We start from the raw sequence: 18,656 nt of genomic DNA on the forward strand, positions 1-18,656 counted from the left end.
CTTCATTGCGCGGCCGATGGGCGACCGTACTGCTGAGACGATTACTGCCTCGGGCATGAAAACTCCTTATGTGTACTGCTCTTTCGACGCACAGATGTGTCGAAGGGCAGGGCAAGTTGATTGCAGCTTCGAGTCTCAATTTACGTTGCCTACCCGAAGCTTCGGGCAGGCAGTCTCACTCAGTCGCCCGCAAGCTCCTGAACTGCAGGTTTCGGGTGCAAGCCTGTGCGGTGCAGCACTCTGGTCAACCGAGCGGTCATCGTTTGCGCCTGCGCGGCGTCGGAGACCTGAGGGAGATCGGGGAGCGGTCCGCCCTTCCACTCACCCAACGCCGAAGCGAGGACCGGCACGATCTGCCGGGCCGCGAGTTCGTATCCCGCGGCCGACGGATGGAAACGATCAGCCGAGAACATCGTGTCTGGTGAAGCGAGGAACTCTTTTGCCAACAAATCTGCCAAAGGGACGGGATGACCGCCGGCGGCCTTCGTCGCCGACGCCTGCGCCGACGCCAACCGATGGCCCCATTCACGTACGACGGTCCGCAGTGGTTGAGGAATGGCCGTGACAACTCCCAGATCCGGGCAGGTCCCGACGACGACGACCGCCCCGCTGCCGCGTAGCCGTCGTACCGCGTCTCCCAGTCGCCTTGCCGACGCGTGAATCGCATTCTTTGCGGTCACGTCGTTGGCTCCGATCAGGATTACCGCAGCGTCAGGCGGCGCTCCGGCAATGAACATGGCGTCGACCTGACCGCTCAGACCACGCGACGTGGCACCTCCGATAGCTTTGGTGCTCAATCGGATTCGTTTCCCGGTTTCGTCCGCGAGTAATTTCGCGACGCGAACCCCCGGGACCTCGTCGGCTGTCAAAGCGCCCACACCGGCTGCCGAGGAATCACCGAAGATCATCAGGTGGAGATCGAAAGGGACGCTCCGCCACCATCGTTCCGGTGTGTCGACGCCAGGCGCATACACGCCGTCGGCCTCGGGTGGTTTGGCGATATTGCGCCCGATGACACCTCGAGCGGCGCCGGCTTGCGACATCAGATACTGGTAGGCCAACCAGCTCGCGGTGCCGGCACCCGTTCCAGCGGCAACGGTGGCCACAGACGCTTTGATTCCGGACCGACTCACACTGGCCAATCTAGCCGGATCCGACGTCATTCGCGCGGAGTCTACGAGCGGCGATTCGCCGGATCTGAGAGCATGGAGCGATGCGCATCGCGGAACACGTCGTCGACCTGATCGGCAACACCCCACTTGTCAAGCTCACCTCCGTCACCGGCCACAATTACGGCACGGTGGCAGCCAAGATCGAGTACCTCAATCCGGGCGGCAGCTCCAAGGACCGTATCGCCGTCAAGATGATCGACGCGGCCGAGGCTTCCGGAGAATTGAAGCCAGGCGGCACCATCGTCGAACCGACCTCGGGCAACACTGGCATCGGACTGGCGCTCGTCGCTCAGAAGCGCGGCTACAAGTGCGTATTCGTCTGCCCGGACAAGGTCAGCGAAGACAAGCGAAACGTCCTGCGTGCGTACGGAGCTGAGGTCGTCGTATGCCCCACAGCCGTCGCACCCGAGCACCCCAACAGCTACTACAGCGTGTCCGATCGCCTCACCCGTGAAATCCCCGGCGCCTGGAAGCCCAACCAGTACTCCAACCCGGGCGGACCGGAAAGCCACTACGAGACCACCGGCCCCGAGATCTGGGCCGACACCGACGGCAAGGTCACGCACTTCGTTGCCGGCGTCGGCACCGGCGGAACCATCACCGGAACCGGCCGTTACCTCAAGGAAGTTTCCGACGGCAAAGTCAAGGTTGTCGGCGTCGACCCCGAAGGCTCCGTCTACTCGGGCGGAACCGGACGCCCGTACCTCGTCGAAGGCGTCGGCGAAGACTTCTGGCCCACCGCTTACGACCCATCCATTCCCGACGAGATCATCGCCGTCTCCGACGCGGACTCCTTCGAGATGACGCGTCGACTCGCTCGTGAAGAAGGACTCCTCGTCGGCGGATCCTGCGGCATGGCCGTCGTCGCAGCTCTCGAAGTAGCCAAGCGTGAAGGCCCCGACGCACTCATCGTCGTACTCCTTCCGGATGGTGGCCGCGGCTACCTGTCCAAGATTTTCAACGATCAGTGGATGGCATCGTATGGATTCCTGCGTACCCCGCTCGACGGCAAAACTGACGTCCCCACTGTCGGCGATGTGTTGCGCGGAAAGTCGGGAGAATTGCCCGACCTCGTGCACACCCACCCGTCGGAAACCCTGCGTGACGCCATCGAGATTCTGCGCGAATACGGTGTATCGCAGATGCCCGTCGTCGGTGCCGAACCTCCCGTCATGGCCGGTGAGGTCGCTGGCAGCGTGACGGAACGCGACTTGCTCAGTGCGGTCTTCGAAGGCCGTGCGCAACTTGCAGATTCGGTCGAAAAGCACATGAGTAAGCCGTTTCCGCTGATCGGATCCGGCGAACCGGTCTCGGCTGCCACCAAGGCGCTCGGTGACACCGACGCCCTTATGGTCGTCGACGACGGCAAGCCCGTCGGCGTCATCACCCGTCACGATCTCCTGGGGTTCCTGAGCGCAGGTTCCTGAGTCAACTCAAGTCCCCCGTGGACGGTAGGGTTGCCGTTCATGGGGGATTTATTCAGGGGATATTTCGGTGTTTGTGTTGCGGCCGTAAGTCTTTTGACGGCTTCGTGTAGTTCGTCAGTTGTCGGCACGCCGCAGGCAGTGTCGGGATCTACTTCGGGCGCGTCGATTGCGGGTTCTGCGACTACGACGAAGGCGCCCACGACGAAGACATCCACGACGGTCGCCCCGGCTGGGGTACCTGGTGGCCGGCCGACTGATTGTGACTCGCTGGCATCGGTACTGTCCGCCCAGGTGCGCGGGGCGACGCAATCCGAACCCACTCCCAATATGTGCCTCTGGATCAGTTCGGGAGGATTCCAGTTGAACGTATCCGTCCTGCACATGAGCTCCCCACCTTCCACGGTCGAAGCCATGCGCAAGTCCAACGACTATGCGGTTAAAGATCCACGGCTGGCCGAGTTGGGGGCTGCTGTGAAGGGTGGTCCCGTCGTCAGTGCTATTACAACGGATGTCCTCGTCACGCTGATAGTGATGGGCCCCACGGTTGATGCCGAACTGGGGGTCGACCTTGCCATTCAAATCCTGCAGTACCTCAGGAATTGACCAGGTAGGCGGTGCGGATACGACGCTCGGACCCGCTCTGCGTGTTGCGCCTATTAGTCTGGTTGTATGAGCGAGCAGCGCAGCAAAGCCGACAACGTCAACTGGCAGGGTTTCTCCACGAAGGCGGTGCACGCGGGTTACGAACCCGACCCGCTGACCGGGGCCGTCAACGTTCCGATCTACGCGAGTTCGACTTTCGCGCAAGACGGAGTCGGCGGGATGCGCAACGGCTTCGAGTACGCCCGAACCGGTAACCCCACTCGTCGACCCCTCGAGGCAAACCTCGCGGCTCTCGAATCCGGTAGCTACGGCCGAGCTTTCAGTTCGGGTATGGCGGCCACGGACTGCCTCCTCCGCTCGGTATTGCGCCCCGGTGATCACCTGGTGATTCCGGACGACGCGTACGGCGGAACCTTCCGGCTCATCGACAAGGTCTTCACACAGTGGGGCATCGAATACACCCCGGCGCCGGTTTCGGACGTCGACGCGGTCCGGGCTGCGATGCGCCCCAACACCAAGCTGGTCTGGGTGGAAACGCCCACCAACCCGCTGCTCAACATCGGTGACATCGAACTTCTTGCCGAGGTCGCCCATGAGGGTAATGCAAAGATCGTGGTGGACAACACCTTTGCCTCGCCCTACCTGCAGCAGCCGCTTCAACTGGGTGCCGACGTCGCATTGCATTCCACCACCAAGTACATCGGTGGGCACTCCGACGTCGTCGGCGGCGCGCTTGTCTGCAACGACGAAGAACTCGATCACGCATTTGCGTTCCTGCAGAACGGTTCCGGCGGTGTTCCCGGCCCGTTCGACGCCTTCCTCACCTTGCGTGGCATCAAGACGCTGGCGTTGCGGATGGAGCGTCACAGCGACAATGCGGAAAAGGTTGTCGAACTGCTCGACGGTCACCCGGCCGTCGCGAGTGTCATCTACCCGGGCCTCGCCTCGCACCCGTCGCACAAGATTGCAGCCAAGCAGATGCGACGCTTCGGCGGCATGATCTCGGTACGGCTCAAGGGCGGCAAGGCTGCGGCTCTCGACCTGTGCTCGCGCACCGAAATCTTTACGCTTGCAGAGTCTCTCGGCGGCGTCGAATCGCTCATCGAATTCCCCGGTGCAATGACCCACGCGTCGACGGCCGGTTCTGCGCTCGAGGTTCCTGACGATCTGGTTCGCCTGTCAGTCGGTATCGAGGATGCATCCGACTTGGTCGGCGATATCGAGCAAGCACTGTCCTGACCATTTCGACTGTGCACCTTTATCACCCGCGGGCGGGTGATAAAGGTGCACAACAGTGGAGGTGTGTGTGAATCTCGAACAGATCCAAGCCGCACAACAGCTCCTCGCTCCGGTCATGCGGCGTACCCCGGTCGTGGCTTCACGGGTTCTGTCCGAACGAACCAGGCTCGCGGTGAGCCTGAAATGCGAAAACTTGCAGCGCACAGGCTCGTTCAAGCCTCGCGGAGCGTACAACCGCATCGCCAATCTCTCGGAACAGGAACGCGCAGCGGGGGTAGTCGCAGCCAGTGCCGGCAACCATGCTCAAGGAGTTGCTTGGGCCGCCACTGAATTGGGCATTGCGTCGACAGTCTTCATGCCGACCGGTGCGCCCCTCCCCAAACTCGTTGCCACCAAAGCCTACGGAGCTCAGGTACACCTGTTCGGTTCGACGGTCGACGAAGCGCTGGTGGCGGCGAGGGAGTTCTCGGCACGAACCGGCGCTGTGCTGGTCCATCCGTTCGATCACGAGGACATCGTCGCCGGCCAAGGGACAGTGGGACTCGAGATTCTCGAGCAACTTCCCGACGTCGGAACTGTCGTCGTGCCCACCGGCGGCGGCGGGCTGATCGCCGGTATCGCTGCCGCGATCAAAGCGGTGCGACCCGAAGTTCGTATCATCGGCGTGCAGGCAGAATCAGCGGCAGCCTGGCCTGCGTCCCTCGCGGCCGGAAAGCCGATCGCTTTGGCGGCGATGTCCACGATGGCCGACGGTATCGCCGTGGGATGCCCGGGTGGAATCCCCTTTGCCGAGGTCGCGGCGCACGTGGACGCCGTCGTGACAGTTACCGAGGACGCACTCTCCAAAGCGTTGTTGCTCTGCCTCGAGCGCGCAAAGCTGGTGGTGGAACCGGCCGGTGTTGCTGCGGTGGCCGCATTGATGACGCACACCCCCGACGACCTCGGTTTGATCGGACCGGTCTGTGCCGTGCTGTCCGGCGGCAACATCGATCCGCTGCTTCTGACCCACGTCATTGCGCATGGATTACGTGCGGCGGGAAGGTTTCTCGGGGTCCATGTCACTATCGCCGATCGCCCGGGTGGACTGATATCGCTTCTCGAGGTGGTCCGGGCGAACGGCGCCAGTGTGGTGGACGTAGTACATTCTCGTACCGGCGCGGAGTTGGCGCTCGATGAAGTGGAAGTGTTCCTCACTGTCGAGACCCGCGGTCCGGACGACAAGGCGGCACTGTTGGCGGCGTTCGATCGAGCCGGATATGCCGTGCGCCTACAGAACTGACCTTATTCGTCCGGCCAGCCCACCAGCGCCGTAACCCGGAACTCCTGGTCGACAAGCCGAGCCGGGCGGTCCAGCTTGTGCAGCCAATCGATGGCCGAACCGCCCATGGTCACGGCCACCCGGCTGAGTGCTGCTGCCTCCGCGCAGGATTCAGCGATCACGGACACCGTGCGCCACATGGGTGTTGCCGTCGATTCACGGGCAAGGGGTTTGACTGTGCTGGCCGTGGCGATTCCGCATCCGGAGGGAACGGCCACCTGGCAGGTGGGATCGCCCGGTAGGTCTTGGACCTGAATCTGCCAGCCGTTGTCCGGCGGTGGCCCGGCCACGGCAATATCGCCGCCCAGTGCCACCAGGACCCCGCAGCCCAGAAGTTCCGCGGTAGTGCCGGCGCAATGATCCGCCGAACTGGCGCGGGCAGTAGCCGAAAGGTCCAGGATGACTCCGGCGGGACTGAATACTCGGTTTCCCTCGACACGAATCTTCCACCAGGAATGGGGATCTTCCGAGCCCGCAGTCGGTGTGAGCTTGCCGTCGGTGAGCCGAGCAACTGCCAATGCGTCGCCCAGGAAATGCGCGAACATGGGTGTGACGGTTGCGCCGTCGGTTTCGATTGAATCCGAATCGGATCCGAACCTGCGGATCTCGGAATCGGCACGGTCACGATTGGTGGCGGCGTCGGCAGCGGTCAGGTAACCCCTCACCAGATTTGCGGCTGAAGCCAAAGCCCCCGGATCGGTGACGACGACGCGAGCCTGGACGCCCCAGGTGAGCCATTCGGTTGCGGCCCGCTGCGCGTTCACGAACCGTTGGAGACGGCGTCCGGAGTTCCGAACCCGCTGGACACGATCAGCCGTGAGGCAGTGGATTGCTTCGTGATGTGTGGGGAGACGGCTGAACTCACGGCAGTAGTGGAGGGGCTGGACAGGAGGGATAGTCCGCCGCCTGCCAGTGCGCCCGCCACAGCTGTCGCGGCGAGTGCGAGGTGAACGGGTCGGTATCCAGTGGTGCGAGCCCGGGTGGGCCGTGTCCGATCGTCGCTCATGAACACAGACTGCCCGTCGAACCTGAGAAAAGCCTTGGGGTATGTGGTCATTTGAGTAACGTCTGGCGTAATAGATGAGACATTGGTTACAGGATGGTTGAGTCCTGGCGGCATCGAATGCATGTTCGAAATCGTAGACGTTGCTGCCGACAAGTTCTGTGGGCTCGAAGATTGACCAGTTACCGGAGGTTTTACATGGCAGTGGGTGTCCTGGCGATCACAATGTCGATCGCCACTGCACTGGGCGTGATGGGGGCAACCCTGGGAATGCCCGTCCCCGTGGAGAAGGAAGACGGACAACGTACAGAAATCTCACTCGCAGCCTGGAGCGGGCCGGCACGAACGCAAGACGCCCCTGACGGCATCGTGCCGTCGGTACCGTCCAACTTCCCCGGTGCGGCATTGGCACCGGTCGGTGCCGTTGCCGTGTTTGCGCCGTGGCTCAAGAAGGCAGGTGCTCTGTGTCCTGAGGTCACTCCGGCAGTAATGGCATCGCTCTACTCCTCCAAGAACGGCTTCAAATACGGTCCCGGAACCGAAGTGTCCCCGGAAGGCGGACGTGGTCCGGGTGGATTCACCACCGCAGCCTGGACGGCCTACGGCAAGGACGGTGACGGCGACGGAAAGATGGACATCCAAGGCGTCGCCGATCCGGTGATGACCTCCGGGTATCGGCTGTGCGAGCTGGTGAAACAAGCACAGTCGTGGCAGCAGGCCGGAGAGGTCGAGGGCGATACCGTCGAACTGGCTCTGGCGGCATACGACGTCGGTCCCGACGCTGTTCGCGCAGCCCGCGGTGTTCCGCGGGATCAGCCTGCGGCAACTTTTGTCTCGCAGGTCACGTCGCTGCAAGATTCGTTTGCACTGATGCTCGCGCCGTTCAACTACAACAACCTGGCCGCAGCGGTCGGCGGCGTCGTTGAGGCGGGTTTGAAGTTCCTCGGTCTGCCCTACGTCTGGGGCGGCGGCAACATCAACGGGCCGTCGATGGGCGGCTTCGACTGCTCAGGTCTGACGTCGTACGCCATCCACGCCGCAACCGGAGTCACGTTGCCTCGGACGTCGGAAACCCAGTGGGGCGTCGGCGTCGAGATTCCGTTGGATCAAGCGCAGCCCGGTGATCTTCTGTTCGGCAACTGGCAGGCCGGCGGACCAGGCCATGTTGCGATCTACGTCGGCAACGGTCAGATGCTGCATGCGCCGACGTTCGGTGACGTGGTGAAGGTCGGCCCGATCTTTGCGGGAATGAAGGCCCGCCGGGTTATCTGAATTTGGACTGACAACGAAAGAAGCGCCACCCGAATGCGTTCGGGTGGCGCTTCTTTCGTTACTTCTTCGAACTGATCAGCTGTGGTACGGCTCTGCGCTGAGCAGAGTGACCTTCATGGTCTTGCCGTTGGGCAGGTTGTACTCACGAGTGTCGCCCACCTTGGCCTCGAGCAGCGAGCCGCCCAATGGAGAGTTGGGGGAGTAGACCTCGAGCTTGGCGTCACGAGCGCCCTCTTCGCGGGTAGCGATGAGGAAGGTCTCGGTGTCGCTCTCGTCGCCGTCGTAGTACACCTTCACGACAGAACCCGGCAGTGCGACGCCGGACTGGGTGGGTGCTTCGCCGACCTTGGCGCTGTTGAGCAGATCCTGAAGCTGACGGATCCGAGCTTCCTGCTGTCCCTGGTCCTCGCGAGCGGCGTGGTAGCCGCCGTTCTCCTTCAGATCGCCCTCTTCGCGGCGCTCGTTGATTTCAGCGGCGATGATGGGGCGATAGGCGATGAGCTGGTCGAGTTCCTTCTTGAGCCTGTCATGTGATTCCTGGGTAAGCCAGGTCACCTGGGTCTCGGTCATCTCGATCACTCCCTAGTAGTCGGAGCCGGGGGCTCCCTCGACAGATCACTGCGACAGCAATGAACCCACTGCGACAGCAATGTGTTCACTGCGACAGCAATAAAACAACGGCTCGAACGCACCTGGATCAGGTGTGATCTTGCCGTCACAGCCACAGGTGACGCCCAACCTGGCCGTCAATGCAGCAATACACGGTTCCACCCGGAACCGTGTATCAGGCGATTCTATCACGCAGGACTACCCGCCCCGTTCGAACTCAAACGTTCGGCGGGGCGCGTAGCCGCAATTGCCAGGTCTTTGTCAGTACTTTGTCAGATACCCCGGGACGTCGAAACTGCATCCGTAGACGTCGGCCATCCCTGGCGGCAAGGACGTCTTGATCTCGGTGTTGAACTCGAGCGTCTGGTACTCGGACGAAGGAACGTAGACCTCGCGTCGACCCGTCTCGGATCCGTCCTTGGAGCGGGCGCGTACGACGCACACAGCTTCTCGGCTGGAATCGTCTCGCGTGACCGTGAACCGGATTTTCATGGTCGAGTTGTCGGCGATGTCGTAGGAAATCGTCTCGGTCTCGATATCCTTGACCGAAAATTTTGTGTACCCGACAAAGGCGATACCGGTGCCGACGACGATGACGAGTGCGGCCAGAGCCCACACCAGCCACCTGCGGGAACCGCCTGTGCGACGTGCGCTCGGGTACCGATCTTGGGGAAGCGGTTTGCTCATCACTCTGCTCTCGAAGACTCGAGTTCGTGTTCTACGCAACCTCGGACTGGGGTCATGGCTGCATCAGGAACTCTCGGGTGGAACTATAGAGGACGGGCCCAGCCGCACTGTCGGTAGGTTTGATGGCAACGAAAGAACGTCGAGCAGTGCACAGTGCGTGAATCAAAGACGCCGGCAACGGCTAGAAGGTAAGAAGTTGAGGTGAACGAACACGTGAGCGGATTCCGGCTCATGGCCGTCCATGCCCATCCCGACGACGAGTCGAGCAAGGGTGCGGCGACCACCGCCCGTTATGCAGCAGAAGGCCACGAAGTGATGGTCCTGACGCTCACCGGGGGTGAACGTGGCGACATTCTCAACCCGGCCATGGACGTTCCCGGAGTGCGCGACCGGATCACCGAGGTGCGTCAGGAAGAGATGGCTGAGGCCGCTCGCATCCTCGGTGTGAAGCATCGCTGGCTCGGTTTCGTCGACTCCGGTTTGCCTGAGGGCGATCCGCTGCCGCCGCTGCCGGAGGGCTGCTTCGCGGTAGTTCCTCTCGAAGAGTCGACGCGTGCTCTGGTGAAGGTCTTCCGCGAGTTCCGTCCGCACGTCATCACGACGTACGACGAGAACGGCGGCTACCCCCATCCCGATCACATTCGGTGCCACGAGGTGTCGATGGCTGCCTACGAAGCGGCTGCAGATCCCGAGTACTTCCCCGAAGACGGCGAACCGTGGGAAATCAAGAAGGTCTACTACTCGCACGGATTCATCCGTAAGCGACTCGAACTCTTCCAGGAGGAGTACGAGCGCCGCGGGGAACCGTTCCCGATGGCAGACTGGCTCAAGAAGTGGAAGACCGAGCGCGGCGACATGATGGTCCGTGTCACCACGCAGATCACCTGCGGCGACTACTTCCCGCAGCGGGACGATGCTCTGCGTGCACACGCGACGCAGATTGACCCCAACGGTTCGTTCTTTGCCGTGCCGCTCGATATTCAGCAGAAGATCTGGCCCACCGAGGAATTCGAACTCGTGAAGACGCGGGTCACGACGTCCATCCCGGAAACCGACCTGTTCGCAGGTCTTGAAGAGGACGTCTCGAAGTGAATGCACTATCCGCCGAGGTAGTTCTCGGCACCACACAACTGCTCGCTCAGAGCCCGAGCAACCCGTCGGGCCCGGAGTTCGGAAAGTCGTCGCCCGTCGGCCTGGTTGTTGTTCTGGCACTGTTCGTTGGCGTTATCCTGCTGGTCATTTCGATGAATCGTCAGCTCAAGAAGCTGCCCGAGACTTTCGAACCGGAGCATCCTGAGCTTGATCAGCAGGCTGACGAGGGAACCGATCGCGGCGCGATACCGACGCCGGACGCAGCAGGTTCCGCCGTCTCCACCGAGAAGTCTCCGAAGCAAGAATCCTGATCTAGGGCGAAGGTAGTGCTGATGGACCCGCGGATGCGTAACACTTTGAGCGGGTCCACCAGTCCGTACCTGCGTCAGCACGCCGACAATCCGGTCCACTGGCAGCAGTGGGGCCAGGATGCGATGGACTGGGCGCGCGAACGCAACGTGCCGATCCTGCTCTCCATCGGTTACTCGGCGTGCCACTGGTGCCATGTGATGGCACACGAGTCGTTCGAGAACGACTCGATCGCCGAGATCATGAACACGAACTTCGTGTGTGTGAAGGTGGATCGCGAAGAGCGCCCGGACATCGACGCCGTCTACATGAACGCGACAGTGGCGATGACCGGTCAGGGCGGCTGGCCAATGACGTGCTTCCTCACTCCGGACGGTTCGCCGTTCTACTGCGGCACCTACTACCCGCCGGCTCCACGCGGCGGAATGCCTTCGTTCACACAACTTCTCGAAGCCATTGCCGATACCTTCACCAACCGTCGCGGTGACGTCGACAATGCGGCGGAGTCCATCGTGACGGAGTTGCAGCGCGCGTCGGACGGCGTTCCCTACGGTGCGCCCATCGACGCGACTCTGCTCGACGGCGCGGGTCGTTCGATCCTCGGCGACGAAGATCTTCCACGTGGTGGTTTCGGCGGCGCCCCCAAGTTTCCGCCGTCCGCACTTCTCGAAGGGCTGCTCCGTCAGTTCGAGCGAACCGGCTCCGAAGAGATTCTCGGCGGAATCGAGCGCACCGCCGAAGCCATGGCGCGCGGCGGTATCTACGACCAGTTGGGCGGCGGTTTCTCCCGCTACGCCGTCGACGCCGAGTGGGTCGTGCCGCATTTCGAGAAAATGCTCTATGACAATGCACTGCTGCTGCGGTTCTACGCGCATTGGGCTCGTCGTACCGGTTCGGACTTGGCAACTCGCATCACCGAAGAAACCGCGAACTTCCTCTTGCGCGATTTGCGCACCGAAAACGGTTGTTTCGCTTCGGCTCTCGACGCGGATACCCAGGGCGTCGAAGGCCTCACATACGTGTGGACGCCGACGCAGTTGGTTGACGTGCTCGGCGAAGACGACGGGCGCTGGGCAGCAGCATTGTTCCGCGTCACCGAAGAAGGAACCTTCGAAGAGGGCGCTTCGGTGTTGCAGTTGCTCCGCGATCCCGACGACTGGGCGCGGTGGCAGACGGTGTCCGACGCACTGCGCACCGTCCGAAAAGGCCGTCCGCAGCCGGGTCGAGACGACAAAGTTGTCACGGCCTGGAACGGGCTGGCCATCACGGCGCTGACGGAAGCCGGTCTGGCACTGGGCAAGCCCGAATGGATTGCGGCGGCAGCTGATTGTGCGCAGGCTCTCCTCGACCTGCACCTGGTTGACCATCGCCTGCGGCGCGCATCACTCGGCGACACCGTGGGCGAACCGACTGGTGTTCTCGAGGACTACGCCTGCCTGGCAACAGGATTGCTGTCGCTGTACCAGGCAACCGGGAATGCGACGTGGCTCGACGCGGCCCAAGAACTCCTCGGCGTCACCGTCGATAATTTCGCAGATCCGGCCGAGCCCGGAAGTTGGTTCGATACAGCAGATTTCGCCGAAGTTTTGGTCACTCGCCCGCGTGATCCGCTGGACGGTGCAACACCGTCGGGAGCGTCAAGCGTCACGGAAGCTTTACTGACTGCGGCCGCTCTCGTAGATTCCGAGCACTCGTCACTCTATGCGCAGGCCGCCGCTGATTCCCTGGCCCGGGCACGCTTGCCTCTCGAACGTGCGCCACGCTCGGCGGGGCACTGGCTGGCGGTGGCGGAGGCGTCGTTGCGCGGGCCGATTCAAGTTGCCGTCGTCGGTGGGGGCGATCTTCTCGAGGTCGCTCGCCGGCTTGCGCCGGGTGGTGCCGTCGTAGTGGGGGGAGAGCCGGATTCCTCACCGCTTCTTGCGGATCGGCCTTTGATGGACGGTGGTCCGGCCGCGTACGTCTGTCGCGGATTTGTCTGCGAGCGGCCGGTCACCGACGCGATCGGGCTTGCCGCTCAATTGAATACGACGAGCCAGACCGCGATGTAGTGGCAGATCGCCGCGATCACCGTCGCGGCATGGAAGAACTCGTGATGTCCGAAAGTGACGGGCCACGGGTTGGGCCACTTGGTGGCGTACAGAATCGCGCCGACGCTGTAGAAGATTCCGCCGACCAGCAGGAGCACCATGGGCGCTACGCCCACCTGATGCGTCAGCTCGCCGACAACGGGCACGATGGCCCACCCGAGGAGCAGGTACAGCGGTACGCCTACCCATTTGGGGGCCGTCGGCCACAGCATCTTGAGGGCTACGCCGGCCAGGGCGCCGGCCCAGACGATAGCGAGAATGACCTTGCCGGTCTCGACGGGAAGTCCGAGCATTGCGAATGGTGTGTAACTGCCGGCGATGAAAAGAAAGATCATCGAATGGTCGGCGCGTTTCATCCAGATCCGGCCTTCGGCCGTTTGCCACTGGATGCGGTGATAGGTCGCGCTGATGCCGAACAGGCCACAGATCGTGATGCTGTAGATCGCGGTGGCCCACGCTGCCTTGGCGCCCACTTGTGCCCCGGCGACGGAGACCAGAACTATGCCCGCGGCGACGGATACAAACAGTGCCCACAGATGAATCCATCCGCGCATACGTGGCTTGACCGGAAGTTCCTCGAGTCCGAATGCCGTCATCCTTCAACCTCTCTCGGACGTAAACTTCTAACCTACGATACCGTAGGTTACGTGTCAGTAGCATAACTTACCTGCAGGTTTTCGACGCACCGAAGGTGAGTGACGGCGCTCGCAAACACGCCAGGCGAGCGGGCGTAGTCTTTGACACCATGGTGATGTCACGGTGAATCTGCGCGGACTGGCGTACAGCATTTATGAGCGGCGACTCCTGCGTCATCTCGACGGGCTTGCCCACCCACGGCACGTGGCCGTGATGTGTGACGGCAACAGGCGGTGGGCGCGTGAGAACGGATTTGCCGACGTCAGCCACGGCCACCGCGCCGGTGCACTCAAGATTTCGGAACTCCTCGAATGGTGTGAAGCGGCCGGAATCGAGATGGCCACCATCTATCTGCTCTCCACCGAAAATCTGCGTCGCGACCCCGAAGAGTTGGATACCCTCCTCGAAATCATCACCGAGGTCGTCGAAGAAATCTCCGGTCCCACCCGGAACTGGAGTGTTCAGATCGTCGGCGCTCTGGATCTGCTTCCATCCGAACAATCGCGGCGCCTCCGTGAGGCTGCAGACGGAACCAACGGATGCACCGGCACACACGTCAACATTGCGATCGGATACGGCGGCCGTCAGGAAATCGCCGACGCAGTTCAGTCGCTGCTGAGCGAGAAGTTGCTCGAAGGTCTCAGCGGTGACGAACTGGTCCAGGCCATCACCGTCGACGGCATCGACTCGCACCTGTACACGTCCGGGCAGCCCGATCCCGATCTGGTGATCCGTACATCAGGCGAACAGCGGCTCTCCGGATTTCTGTTGTGGCAGAGCGCTTATTCGGAAATCTGGTTCACCGAGGCGTACTGGCCGGAGTTCCGCCGGGTCGACTTTCTCCGGGCCCTGCGTGACTACGCCGCGAGGCACCGGCGTTTCGGGGTCTAGAGCTTGCGCAGGCGCAACCGATTGATCGTGTGATCGGAATCCTTGCGCAGCACCAGGGTTGCGCGCGGCCGGGTGGGGAGGATGTTCTCCACCAGGTTCGGATGGTTGATCGAATTCCAGATGTCTTTCGCGGCGATGGTCGCGTCGCGGTCGGACAGTCCTGAGTAGTGATGGAAATGTGCGTTCGGATCGGCGAACGACGTCTTCCTCAGGGCCAGGAATCGTTGGATGTACCAGGCTTCGATGTCCTCGATCCGGGCGTCGACGTAGATCGAGAAGTCGAACAGATCCGAGACCATCAACCGTGGTCCCGTCTGAAGTACGTTGAGGCCCTCGATGATCAGGATGTCAGGCTGACGAATCAGATGGAACTGACCGGGGATGACGTCGTACGAAGTGTGTGAATAGACCGGGGCTGCTACCTCTTCGGCGCCGGACTTCACTTCGGTGACAAATCGCAGAAGCTTGCGACGGTCGTAGCTTTCGGGAAAACCCTTGCGGTGCATCATGCCCCGACGGTTCAGTTCCTTGGTCGGGTACAGAAATCCGTCGGTGGTCACCAGATCGACCCGAGGATGGTGATCCCAACGAGCCAGCAATGCTTGCAGCACACGGGCTGTCGTGGATTTTCCGACGGCGACGGATCCGGCGACTCCGATGACGAAAGGGACCTGTCGATCGGGATGTTTCTCGCCGAGGAACGTCGCGGTGGCCGCGAACAAGCGCTGGCGCGCTGCAACTTGGAGGTGGATCAAACGAGCCAGGGGGAGATAGACCTCGGCAACTTCTTCCATGTCGATCTGCTCGCCGAGACCACGGAGGCCGTACAACTCGTCCTCGGTCAGCACCAACGGCGTCGACTTGCGGAGGGTGCGCCACTGCTTGCGGTCGAACTCGACGTAGGGGCTTGTCTCGCTGGTACGTGCCATCAGCACAGCTCGCAGGCATCGAGAATCGGCAATGTCGATCGAACAGACGACGCGTGCGAGCAAGCCAGGCGCGAAGGCGCACGATCCGAGTGCATACCCGAATTGTGCTTGGTGGCACCGTGAGAGCTTCCGTCGGGTCGGATTCCGGGCTCGGGCGCTAGGCTGGGGCGTTATGGATGCCGACTCGCTCGTACGCCGATATCTGCTGCTGGGACTGGGTTTCGACCGGCTCGAAGAAGGGTTTGTCGATGCTTTCACGGGCGACCCCGCTTTGCGACGGCAAGTGGAGAACGCGCCTAAGCCCGATCCGCGTGAACTGGCCCGCACGGCACGCGAACTCCGCGGCGAGTTGCCGCTGAGCGGATTGAACGACGAGCGCGCGCACTTCATCGACGTTCACCTCCGGGCTCTCGACTGCTCGGGGCGCAAGTTCGCCGGTGACGAGATCGGTTTTGTCGACGAGGTCGAGGCGTACTTCGACGTGCGGATCAGCAAGGGCAACGAGGACAGTTACAGCGACGCGCATCGGCGGATGAATGACGTTCTGCCTGGGCCGGGATCGCTGGCCGAGCGAGTGCAGACGCGTCGAAAGGCCGACGAGATTCCAGCGGCGAAACTGGGCGAGTGCGTCGACGCAATGTCGAGTGCCCTGCGTGATCTGGTTCGCGGCACCTTCCCGTTGCCGGCGTCGGAAACCGTCGAATACGAAGTGGTGGGGGACAAGCCGTGGTCGGGATTCAACTACTACCTCGGTGATTACCGGTCGAAGGTGGCGATCAATTCCGATCTACCGCAATTCATGGCGAACCTGCCGCGGTTGATCGCCCACGAGTCGTACCCCGGCCATCACACCGAGCATTGCCGCAAGGAAGCCGGATTGGTTGGAGCCGGCCAACTCGAGCAGACGCTGTTCCTGGTCAATACGCCCCAGTGTCTGATGGCCGAAGGGCTCGCGGATTTGGCGCTCGAAGCGATAGTCGGCCCGAACTGGGGACACTGGGCGCAGGAGATCTACGCTGATCTGGGGCTGGACTTCGACGGTGAGAAGGCGCAGCGGTTGTCGGCGGCGTCGGGTCAGCTGATCAGTGTTCGGCAGGACGCCGCGCTGATGTTGCACGACGAAGGCCGTAGCCACGACGACGTGTCCGCATTCCTGGAACGATGGTCATTGTCGACGCCGGAGCGCGCTCGGCAGTCACTTCGATTCCTGTCCTCACCGCTGTGGCGGGCGTACACCAGCACCTACGTCGAGGGATATCGATTGCTTGGTGGATGGCTCGATCAGGCCGCCACAGAATCAGACCGCCGTGATCGATTTCGGCGGCTTCTGGACGAACCGCTGGTGCCCAGTTCGCTACGTTCGGCACCGGGTGGAGATCAGTTGGGCGAGGTTCGTAGACTGGACCCATTCGATTCCGCATCCACCTTGGAGATTCCTCGATGACCGCTGTGCCCGGCTCCGACGTCAACTCTGCATCACTCGCCGAACTGGACCCCGAGGTCGCTGAGGCGATGGCCGGTGAATTGGCTCGTCAGCGAGACACCCTCGAGATGATCGCGTCGGAGAACTTCGTTCCCCGCTCGGTTCTGCAGGCTCAGGGCAGCGTCCTGACCAACAAGTACGCCGAGGGCTACCCGGGACGCCGTTACTACGGTGGTTGCGAGCACGTCGACGTCATCGAGGACCTCGCACGTAACCGTGCGAAGGAACTTTTCGGTGCCGAGTACGCCAACGTCCAGCCACACTCGGGCGCACAGGCCAACGCTGCCGTCCTCATGGCTCTGATGAACCCGGGTGAGAAGCTCCTCGGCCTCGACCTCGCTCACGGCGGTCACCTCACGCACGGCATGAAGCTCAACTTCTCCGGCAAGTTGTACGACTGCGTGTCCTACGGTGTCAGCAAGGACGACCACCGGATCGACATGGACGAGGTGCGCAAGATCGCCGTCGCCGAGAAGCCGAAGGTCATCGTCGCCGGCTGGTCCGCGTACCCGCGTCAGCAGGACTTCGCAGCGTTCCGCGCCATCGCTGACGAGGTCGGCGCTTACCTGTGGGTCGACATGGCACACTTCGCCGGTCTGGTTGCCGCTGGTCTGCATCCGTCGCCCGTCCCGTACGCAGACGTCGTCTCCTCGACCGTCCACAAGACCCTTGGTGGCCCGCGCTCCGGTCTGATCCTGGCGAAGAAGGAATGGGCCAAGAAGCTCAACTCCGCAGTCTTCCCGGGCCAGCAGGGCGGACCGCTCATGCATGCCATCGCTGCTAAGGCCGTCACCTTCAAGATCGCTGCCGGCGAAGAGTTCAAGGACCGTCAGGCACGCACCCTCTCGGGCGCACGCATCCTCGCTGAGCGTCTGGGCAACAAGGACGTCGCAGATCAGGGCATCAGCGTTCTGACCGGCGGCACCGACGTCCACCTCGTTCTCGTGGACCTGCGCAACTCTGCCCTCGACGGCCAGCAGGGCGAAGACCTTTTGCACGAGGTCGGCATCACCGTCAACCGCAACGCAGTTCCGTTCGACCCGCGCCCGCCGATGACCACCTCCGGTCTGCGTATCGGCACCGCTGCACTCGCTACCCGCGGATTCGGCGATGCCGAGTTCACCGAGGTTGCTGACATCATCGGTACCGCCCTGGCCGGCAACGCCGACCTGGTTGCGCTGCGCGCCCGCGTCGCCAAGCTCGCTCTCGACGTTCCGTTGTACGACGGACTCGAGGACTGGGGCTTGCTCAGCAAGAACGTCTAGTCTCTCCACTTTCCGTCAGCCCGGTACCCGTTGCGGTGCCGGGCTGACGGCGTTTGTGCAGCGCCTACGATGGTCGGATGGCTCAACCTCGAACAGTCGCATTGGCACTCGGTTCCGGCGGCGCACGGGGTTATGCTCACATCGGGGTCATTCAGGTGCTCGAGGAGCGCGGCTATTCGATTGTCGGCGTTGCGGGCTCGTCGATGGGCGCGTTGATCGGTGGGCTGTACGCGGCCGGAAAACTCGACGAGTTCACCGAATGGGCGACAACGCTGAAGGCTCGCGACGTAGTGCGTCTGCTCGACGTGTCCATGTCGGCTCCCGGTGCCATTCACGCGGAGAAAGTACTCGGGCGAGTTCGCGAGATCCTCGGTGAGACGTGCATCGAGGACATGCGCATTCCGTTCACCGCCGTTGCCACCGACCTGGCAGCCGGAAGGTCGGTGTGGTTTCAGCACGGACCCGTCGACGCCGCAATCCGCGCGTCCATCGCGATCCCCGGAGTCATCACACCATTGGTTCTCAACGGCCGGGTGCTGGTGGACGGCGGCATCCTCGATCCGCTTCCCGTCGCGCCGACGCTGTCGATTCGTGCAGATCTGACGATCGGTGTCAGTTTGGGCGCGGAGGCTCG

General features: G+C 62.5%; 19 protein-coding genes. 12 read left to right on the plus strand and 7 right to left on the minus strand.

All coding sequences use genetic code 11. From position 1 onward, the window contains the following. Positions 1-179: 179 nt before the first annotated feature. Positions 180-1,163: an SGNH/GDSL hydrolase family protein gene (locus QM600_RS25270; protein WP_283264438.1), complete on the minus strand. Its 984-nt coding sequence runs from the start codon at positions 1,161-1,163 to the stop codon at positions 180-182. Positions 1,164-1,213: 50 nt separating this feature from the next. On the opposite strand from QM600_RS25270, the gene QM600_RS25275 reads away from it, so the two are divergent. The 4 genes from QM600_RS25275 to ilvA all read left to right on the plus strand — a co-directional run bounded on the left by QM600_RS25275 (position 1,214) and on the right by ilvA (position 5,720). Then, complete coding sequence (locus QM600_RS25275; protein ID WP_283264439.1) at positions 1,214-2,599, plus strand: cystathionine beta-synthase; 1,386 nt, start codon at positions 1,214-1,216, stop codon at positions 2,597-2,599. 381 nt (positions 2,600-2,980) lie between these two features. Continuing rightward, positions 2,981-3,202: a hypothetical protein gene (locus QM600_RS25280; protein ID WP_283264440.1), complete on the plus strand. Its 222-nt coding sequence runs from the start codon at positions 2,981-2,983 to the stop codon at positions 3,200-3,202. Positions 3,203-3,268: 66 nt separating this feature from the next. Then, on the plus strand, positions 3,269-4,441 hold the full coding sequence (locus tag QM600_RS25285; protein WP_094274335.1) for a cystathionine gamma-synthase: 1,173 nt from the start codon (positions 3,269-3,271) through the stop codon (positions 4,439-4,441). A 115-nt stretch (positions 4,442-4,556) separates the two neighbouring features. Next, the gene (gene ilvA, locus QM600_RS25290; protein ID WP_283264451.1) at positions 4,557-5,720 is read left to right on the plus strand and encodes a threonine ammonia-lyase; all 1,164 of its coding nucleotides are present in this window, start codon (positions 4,557-4,559) and stop codon (positions 5,718-5,720) included. 2 nt (positions 5,721-5,722) lie between these two features. Here the strand turns inward: ilvA and QM600_RS25295 are convergent, their stop codons facing one another. Both QM600_RS25295 and QM600_RS25300 read right to left on the minus strand, forming a co-directional pair. Next, a complete protein-coding gene (locus QM600_RS25295) occupies positions 5,723-6,523 on the minus strand; it encodes an FAD:protein FMN transferase (RefSeq protein ID WP_283264441.1) in 801 nt (266 codons plus the stop codon). Beyond that, positions 6,520-6,765: a hypothetical protein gene (locus QM600_RS25300; protein WP_283264442.1), complete on the minus strand. Its 246-nt coding sequence runs from the start codon at positions 6,763-6,765 to the stop codon at positions 6,520-6,522. Before QM600_RS25300 ends, QM600_RS25295 begins: the two co-directional genes overlap by 4 nt. A 195-nt stretch (positions 6,766-6,960) precedes the next feature. On the opposite strand from QM600_RS25300, the gene QM600_RS25305 reads away from it, so the two are divergent. Continuing rightward, on the plus strand, positions 6,961-8,034 hold the full coding sequence (locus QM600_RS25305) for a C40 family peptidase (protein WP_283264443.1): 1,074 nt from the start codon (positions 6,961-6,963) through the stop codon (positions 8,032-8,034). A gap of 75 nt (positions 8,035-8,109) precedes the next feature. Here the strand turns inward: QM600_RS25305 and greA are convergent, their stop codons facing one another. After that, positions 8,110-8,604 carry a transcription elongation factor GreA gene (gene greA / locus QM600_RS25310; protein ID WP_094275216.1) on the minus strand — a complete coding sequence of 165 codons (495 nt, stop codon included), beginning with the start codon at positions 8,602-8,604 and terminating at the stop codon, positions 8,110-8,112. Between the two features lie 300 nt (positions 8,605-8,904). Next, entirely contained in the window at positions 8,905-9,330 is a 426-nt protein-coding gene (locus tag QM600_RS25315; protein WP_283264444.1) for a DUF4307 domain-containing protein, read from the minus strand. 213 nt (positions 9,331-9,543) lie between these two features. Here QM600_RS25315 and mca point away from each other — a divergent pair, with 213 nt between their 5' ends. The 3 genes from mca to QM600_RS25330 are packed head-to-tail and all read left to right on the plus strand — an operon-like array spanning position 9,544 to position 12,779. Next, on the plus strand, positions 9,544-10,422 hold the full coding sequence (gene mca, locus QM600_RS25320; protein ID WP_283264452.1) for a mycothiol conjugate amidase Mca: 879 nt from the start codon (positions 9,544-9,546) through the stop codon (positions 10,420-10,422). Next, positions 10,419-10,733: a hypothetical protein gene (locus tag QM600_RS25325; RefSeq protein ID WP_283264445.1), complete on the plus strand. Its 315-nt coding sequence runs from the start codon at positions 10,419-10,421 to the stop codon at positions 10,731-10,733. The genes mca and QM600_RS25325 overlap by 4 nt, the downstream gene beginning before the upstream one ends. Positions 10,734-10,754: 21 nt before the next feature. Further along, positions 10,755-12,779, plus strand: coding sequence for a thioredoxin domain-containing protein (locus tag QM600_RS25330; protein ID WP_283264446.1), 2,025 nt, complete (start codon positions 10,755-10,757; stop codon positions 12,777-12,779). On the opposite strand, the gene trhA is transcribed toward QM600_RS25330, so the two are convergent. Continuing rightward, on the minus strand, positions 12,746-13,414 hold the full coding sequence (gene trhA, locus QM600_RS25335) for a PAQR family membrane homeostasis protein TrhA (protein WP_283264447.1): 669 nt from the start codon (positions 13,412-13,414) through the stop codon (positions 12,746-12,748). The genes QM600_RS25330 and trhA overlap by 34 nt on opposite strands. A 163-nt stretch (positions 13,415-13,577) precedes the next feature. Here trhA and QM600_RS25340 point away from each other — a divergent pair, with 163 nt between their 5' ends. After that, entirely contained in the window at positions 13,578-14,345 is a 768-nt protein-coding gene (locus QM600_RS25340) for an isoprenyl transferase (RefSeq protein WP_283264448.1), read from the plus strand. Here QM600_RS25340 and coaA read toward each other — a convergent pair. Next, positions 14,342-15,274 carry a type I pantothenate kinase gene (gene coaA, locus QM600_RS25345; protein WP_243619957.1) on the minus strand — a complete coding sequence of 311 codons (933 nt, stop codon included), beginning with the start codon at positions 15,272-15,274 and terminating at the stop codon, positions 14,342-14,344. The genes QM600_RS25340 and coaA overlap by 4 nt on opposite strands. 172 nt (positions 15,275-15,446) lie before the next feature. On the opposite strand from coaA, the gene QM600_RS25350 reads away from it, so the two are divergent. The 3 genes from QM600_RS25350 to QM600_RS25360 all read left to right on the plus strand — a co-directional run. Next, positions 15,447-16,718, plus strand: a complete 1,272-nt coding sequence (locus QM600_RS25350) for a DUF885 domain-containing protein (RefSeq protein WP_283264454.1) — start codon at positions 15,447-15,449, stop codon at positions 16,716-16,718. After that, positions 16,715-18,022, plus strand: coding sequence for a serine hydroxymethyltransferase (gene glyA / locus QM600_RS25355; RefSeq protein WP_283264449.1), 1,308 nt, complete (start codon positions 16,715-16,717; stop codon positions 18,020-18,022). The genes QM600_RS25350 and glyA overlap by 4 nt, the downstream gene beginning before the upstream one ends. A 77-nt stretch (positions 18,023-18,099) precedes the next feature. Further along, positions 18,100-18,656 (plus strand): patatin-like phospholipase family protein (locus tag QM600_RS25360; RefSeq protein WP_283264450.1); only part of this gene is annotated, 557 nt, incomplete at its 3' end.

It is taken from the genome of Rhodococcus sp. IEGM 1379 (assembly GCF_030056815.1).
GTDB lineage: Bacteria > Actinomycetota > Actinomycetes > Mycobacteriales > Mycobacteriaceae > Rhodococcus_F.

What these genes read in the sequence shown, in the direction of transcription:
- QM600_RS25270 (WP_283264438.1), bottom strand. Translation starts at nt 1,163, where the DNA reads ATGACGTCGGATCCGGCTAGATTGGCCAGTGTGAGTCGGTCCGGAATC.
- QM600_RS25275 (WP_283264439.1), top strand. Translation starts at nt 1,214, where the DNA reads ATGCGCATCGCGGAACACGTCGTCGACCTGATCGGCAACACCCCACTT.
- QM600_RS25280 (WP_283264440.1), top strand. Translation starts at nt 2,981, where the DNA reads ATGAGCTCCCCACCTTCCACGGTCGAAGCCATGCGCAAGTCCAACGAC.
- QM600_RS25285 (WP_094274335.1), top strand. Translation starts at nt 3,269, where the DNA reads ATGAGCGAGCAGCGCAGCAAAGCCGACAACGTCAACTGGCAGGGTTTC.
- ilvA (WP_283264451.1), top strand. Translation starts at nt 4,557, where the DNA reads ATGCGGCGTACCCCGGTCGTGGCTTCACGGGTTCTGTCCGAACGAACC.
- QM600_RS25300 (WP_283264442.1), bottom strand. Translation starts at nt 6,765, where the DNA reads ATGAGCGACGATCGGACACGGCCCACCCGGGCTCGCACCACTGGATAC.
- QM600_RS25305 (WP_283264443.1), top strand. Translation starts at nt 6,961, where the DNA reads ATGGCAGTGGGTGTCCTGGCGATCACAATGTCGATCGCCACTGCACTG.
- greA (WP_094275216.1), bottom strand. Translation starts at nt 8,604, where the DNA reads ATGACCGAGACCCAGGTGACCTGGCTTACCCAGGAATCACATGACAGG.
- QM600_RS25315 (WP_283264444.1), bottom strand. Translation starts at nt 9,330, where the DNA reads ATGAGCAAACCGCTTCCCCAAGATCGGTACCCGAGCGCACGTCGCACA.
- QM600_RS25330 (WP_283264446.1), top strand. Translation starts at nt 10,755, where the DNA reads ATGGACCCGCGGATGCGTAACACTTTGAGCGGGTCCACCAGTCCGTAC.
- trhA (WP_283264447.1), bottom strand. Translation starts at nt 13,414, where the DNA reads ATGACGGCATTCGGACTCGAGGAACTTCCGGTCAAGCCACGTATGCGC.
- coaA (WP_243619957.1), bottom strand. Translation starts at nt 15,274, where the DNA reads ATGGCACGTACCAGCGAGACAAGCCCCTACGTCGAGTTCGACCGCAAG.
- QM600_RS25350 (WP_283264454.1), top strand. Translation starts at nt 15,447, where the DNA reads ATGGATGCCGACTCGCTCGTACGCCGATATCTGCTGCTGGGACTGGGT.
- glyA (WP_283264449.1), top strand. Translation starts at nt 16,715, where the DNA reads ATGACCGCTGTGCCCGGCTCCGACGTCAACTCTGCATCACTCGCCGAA.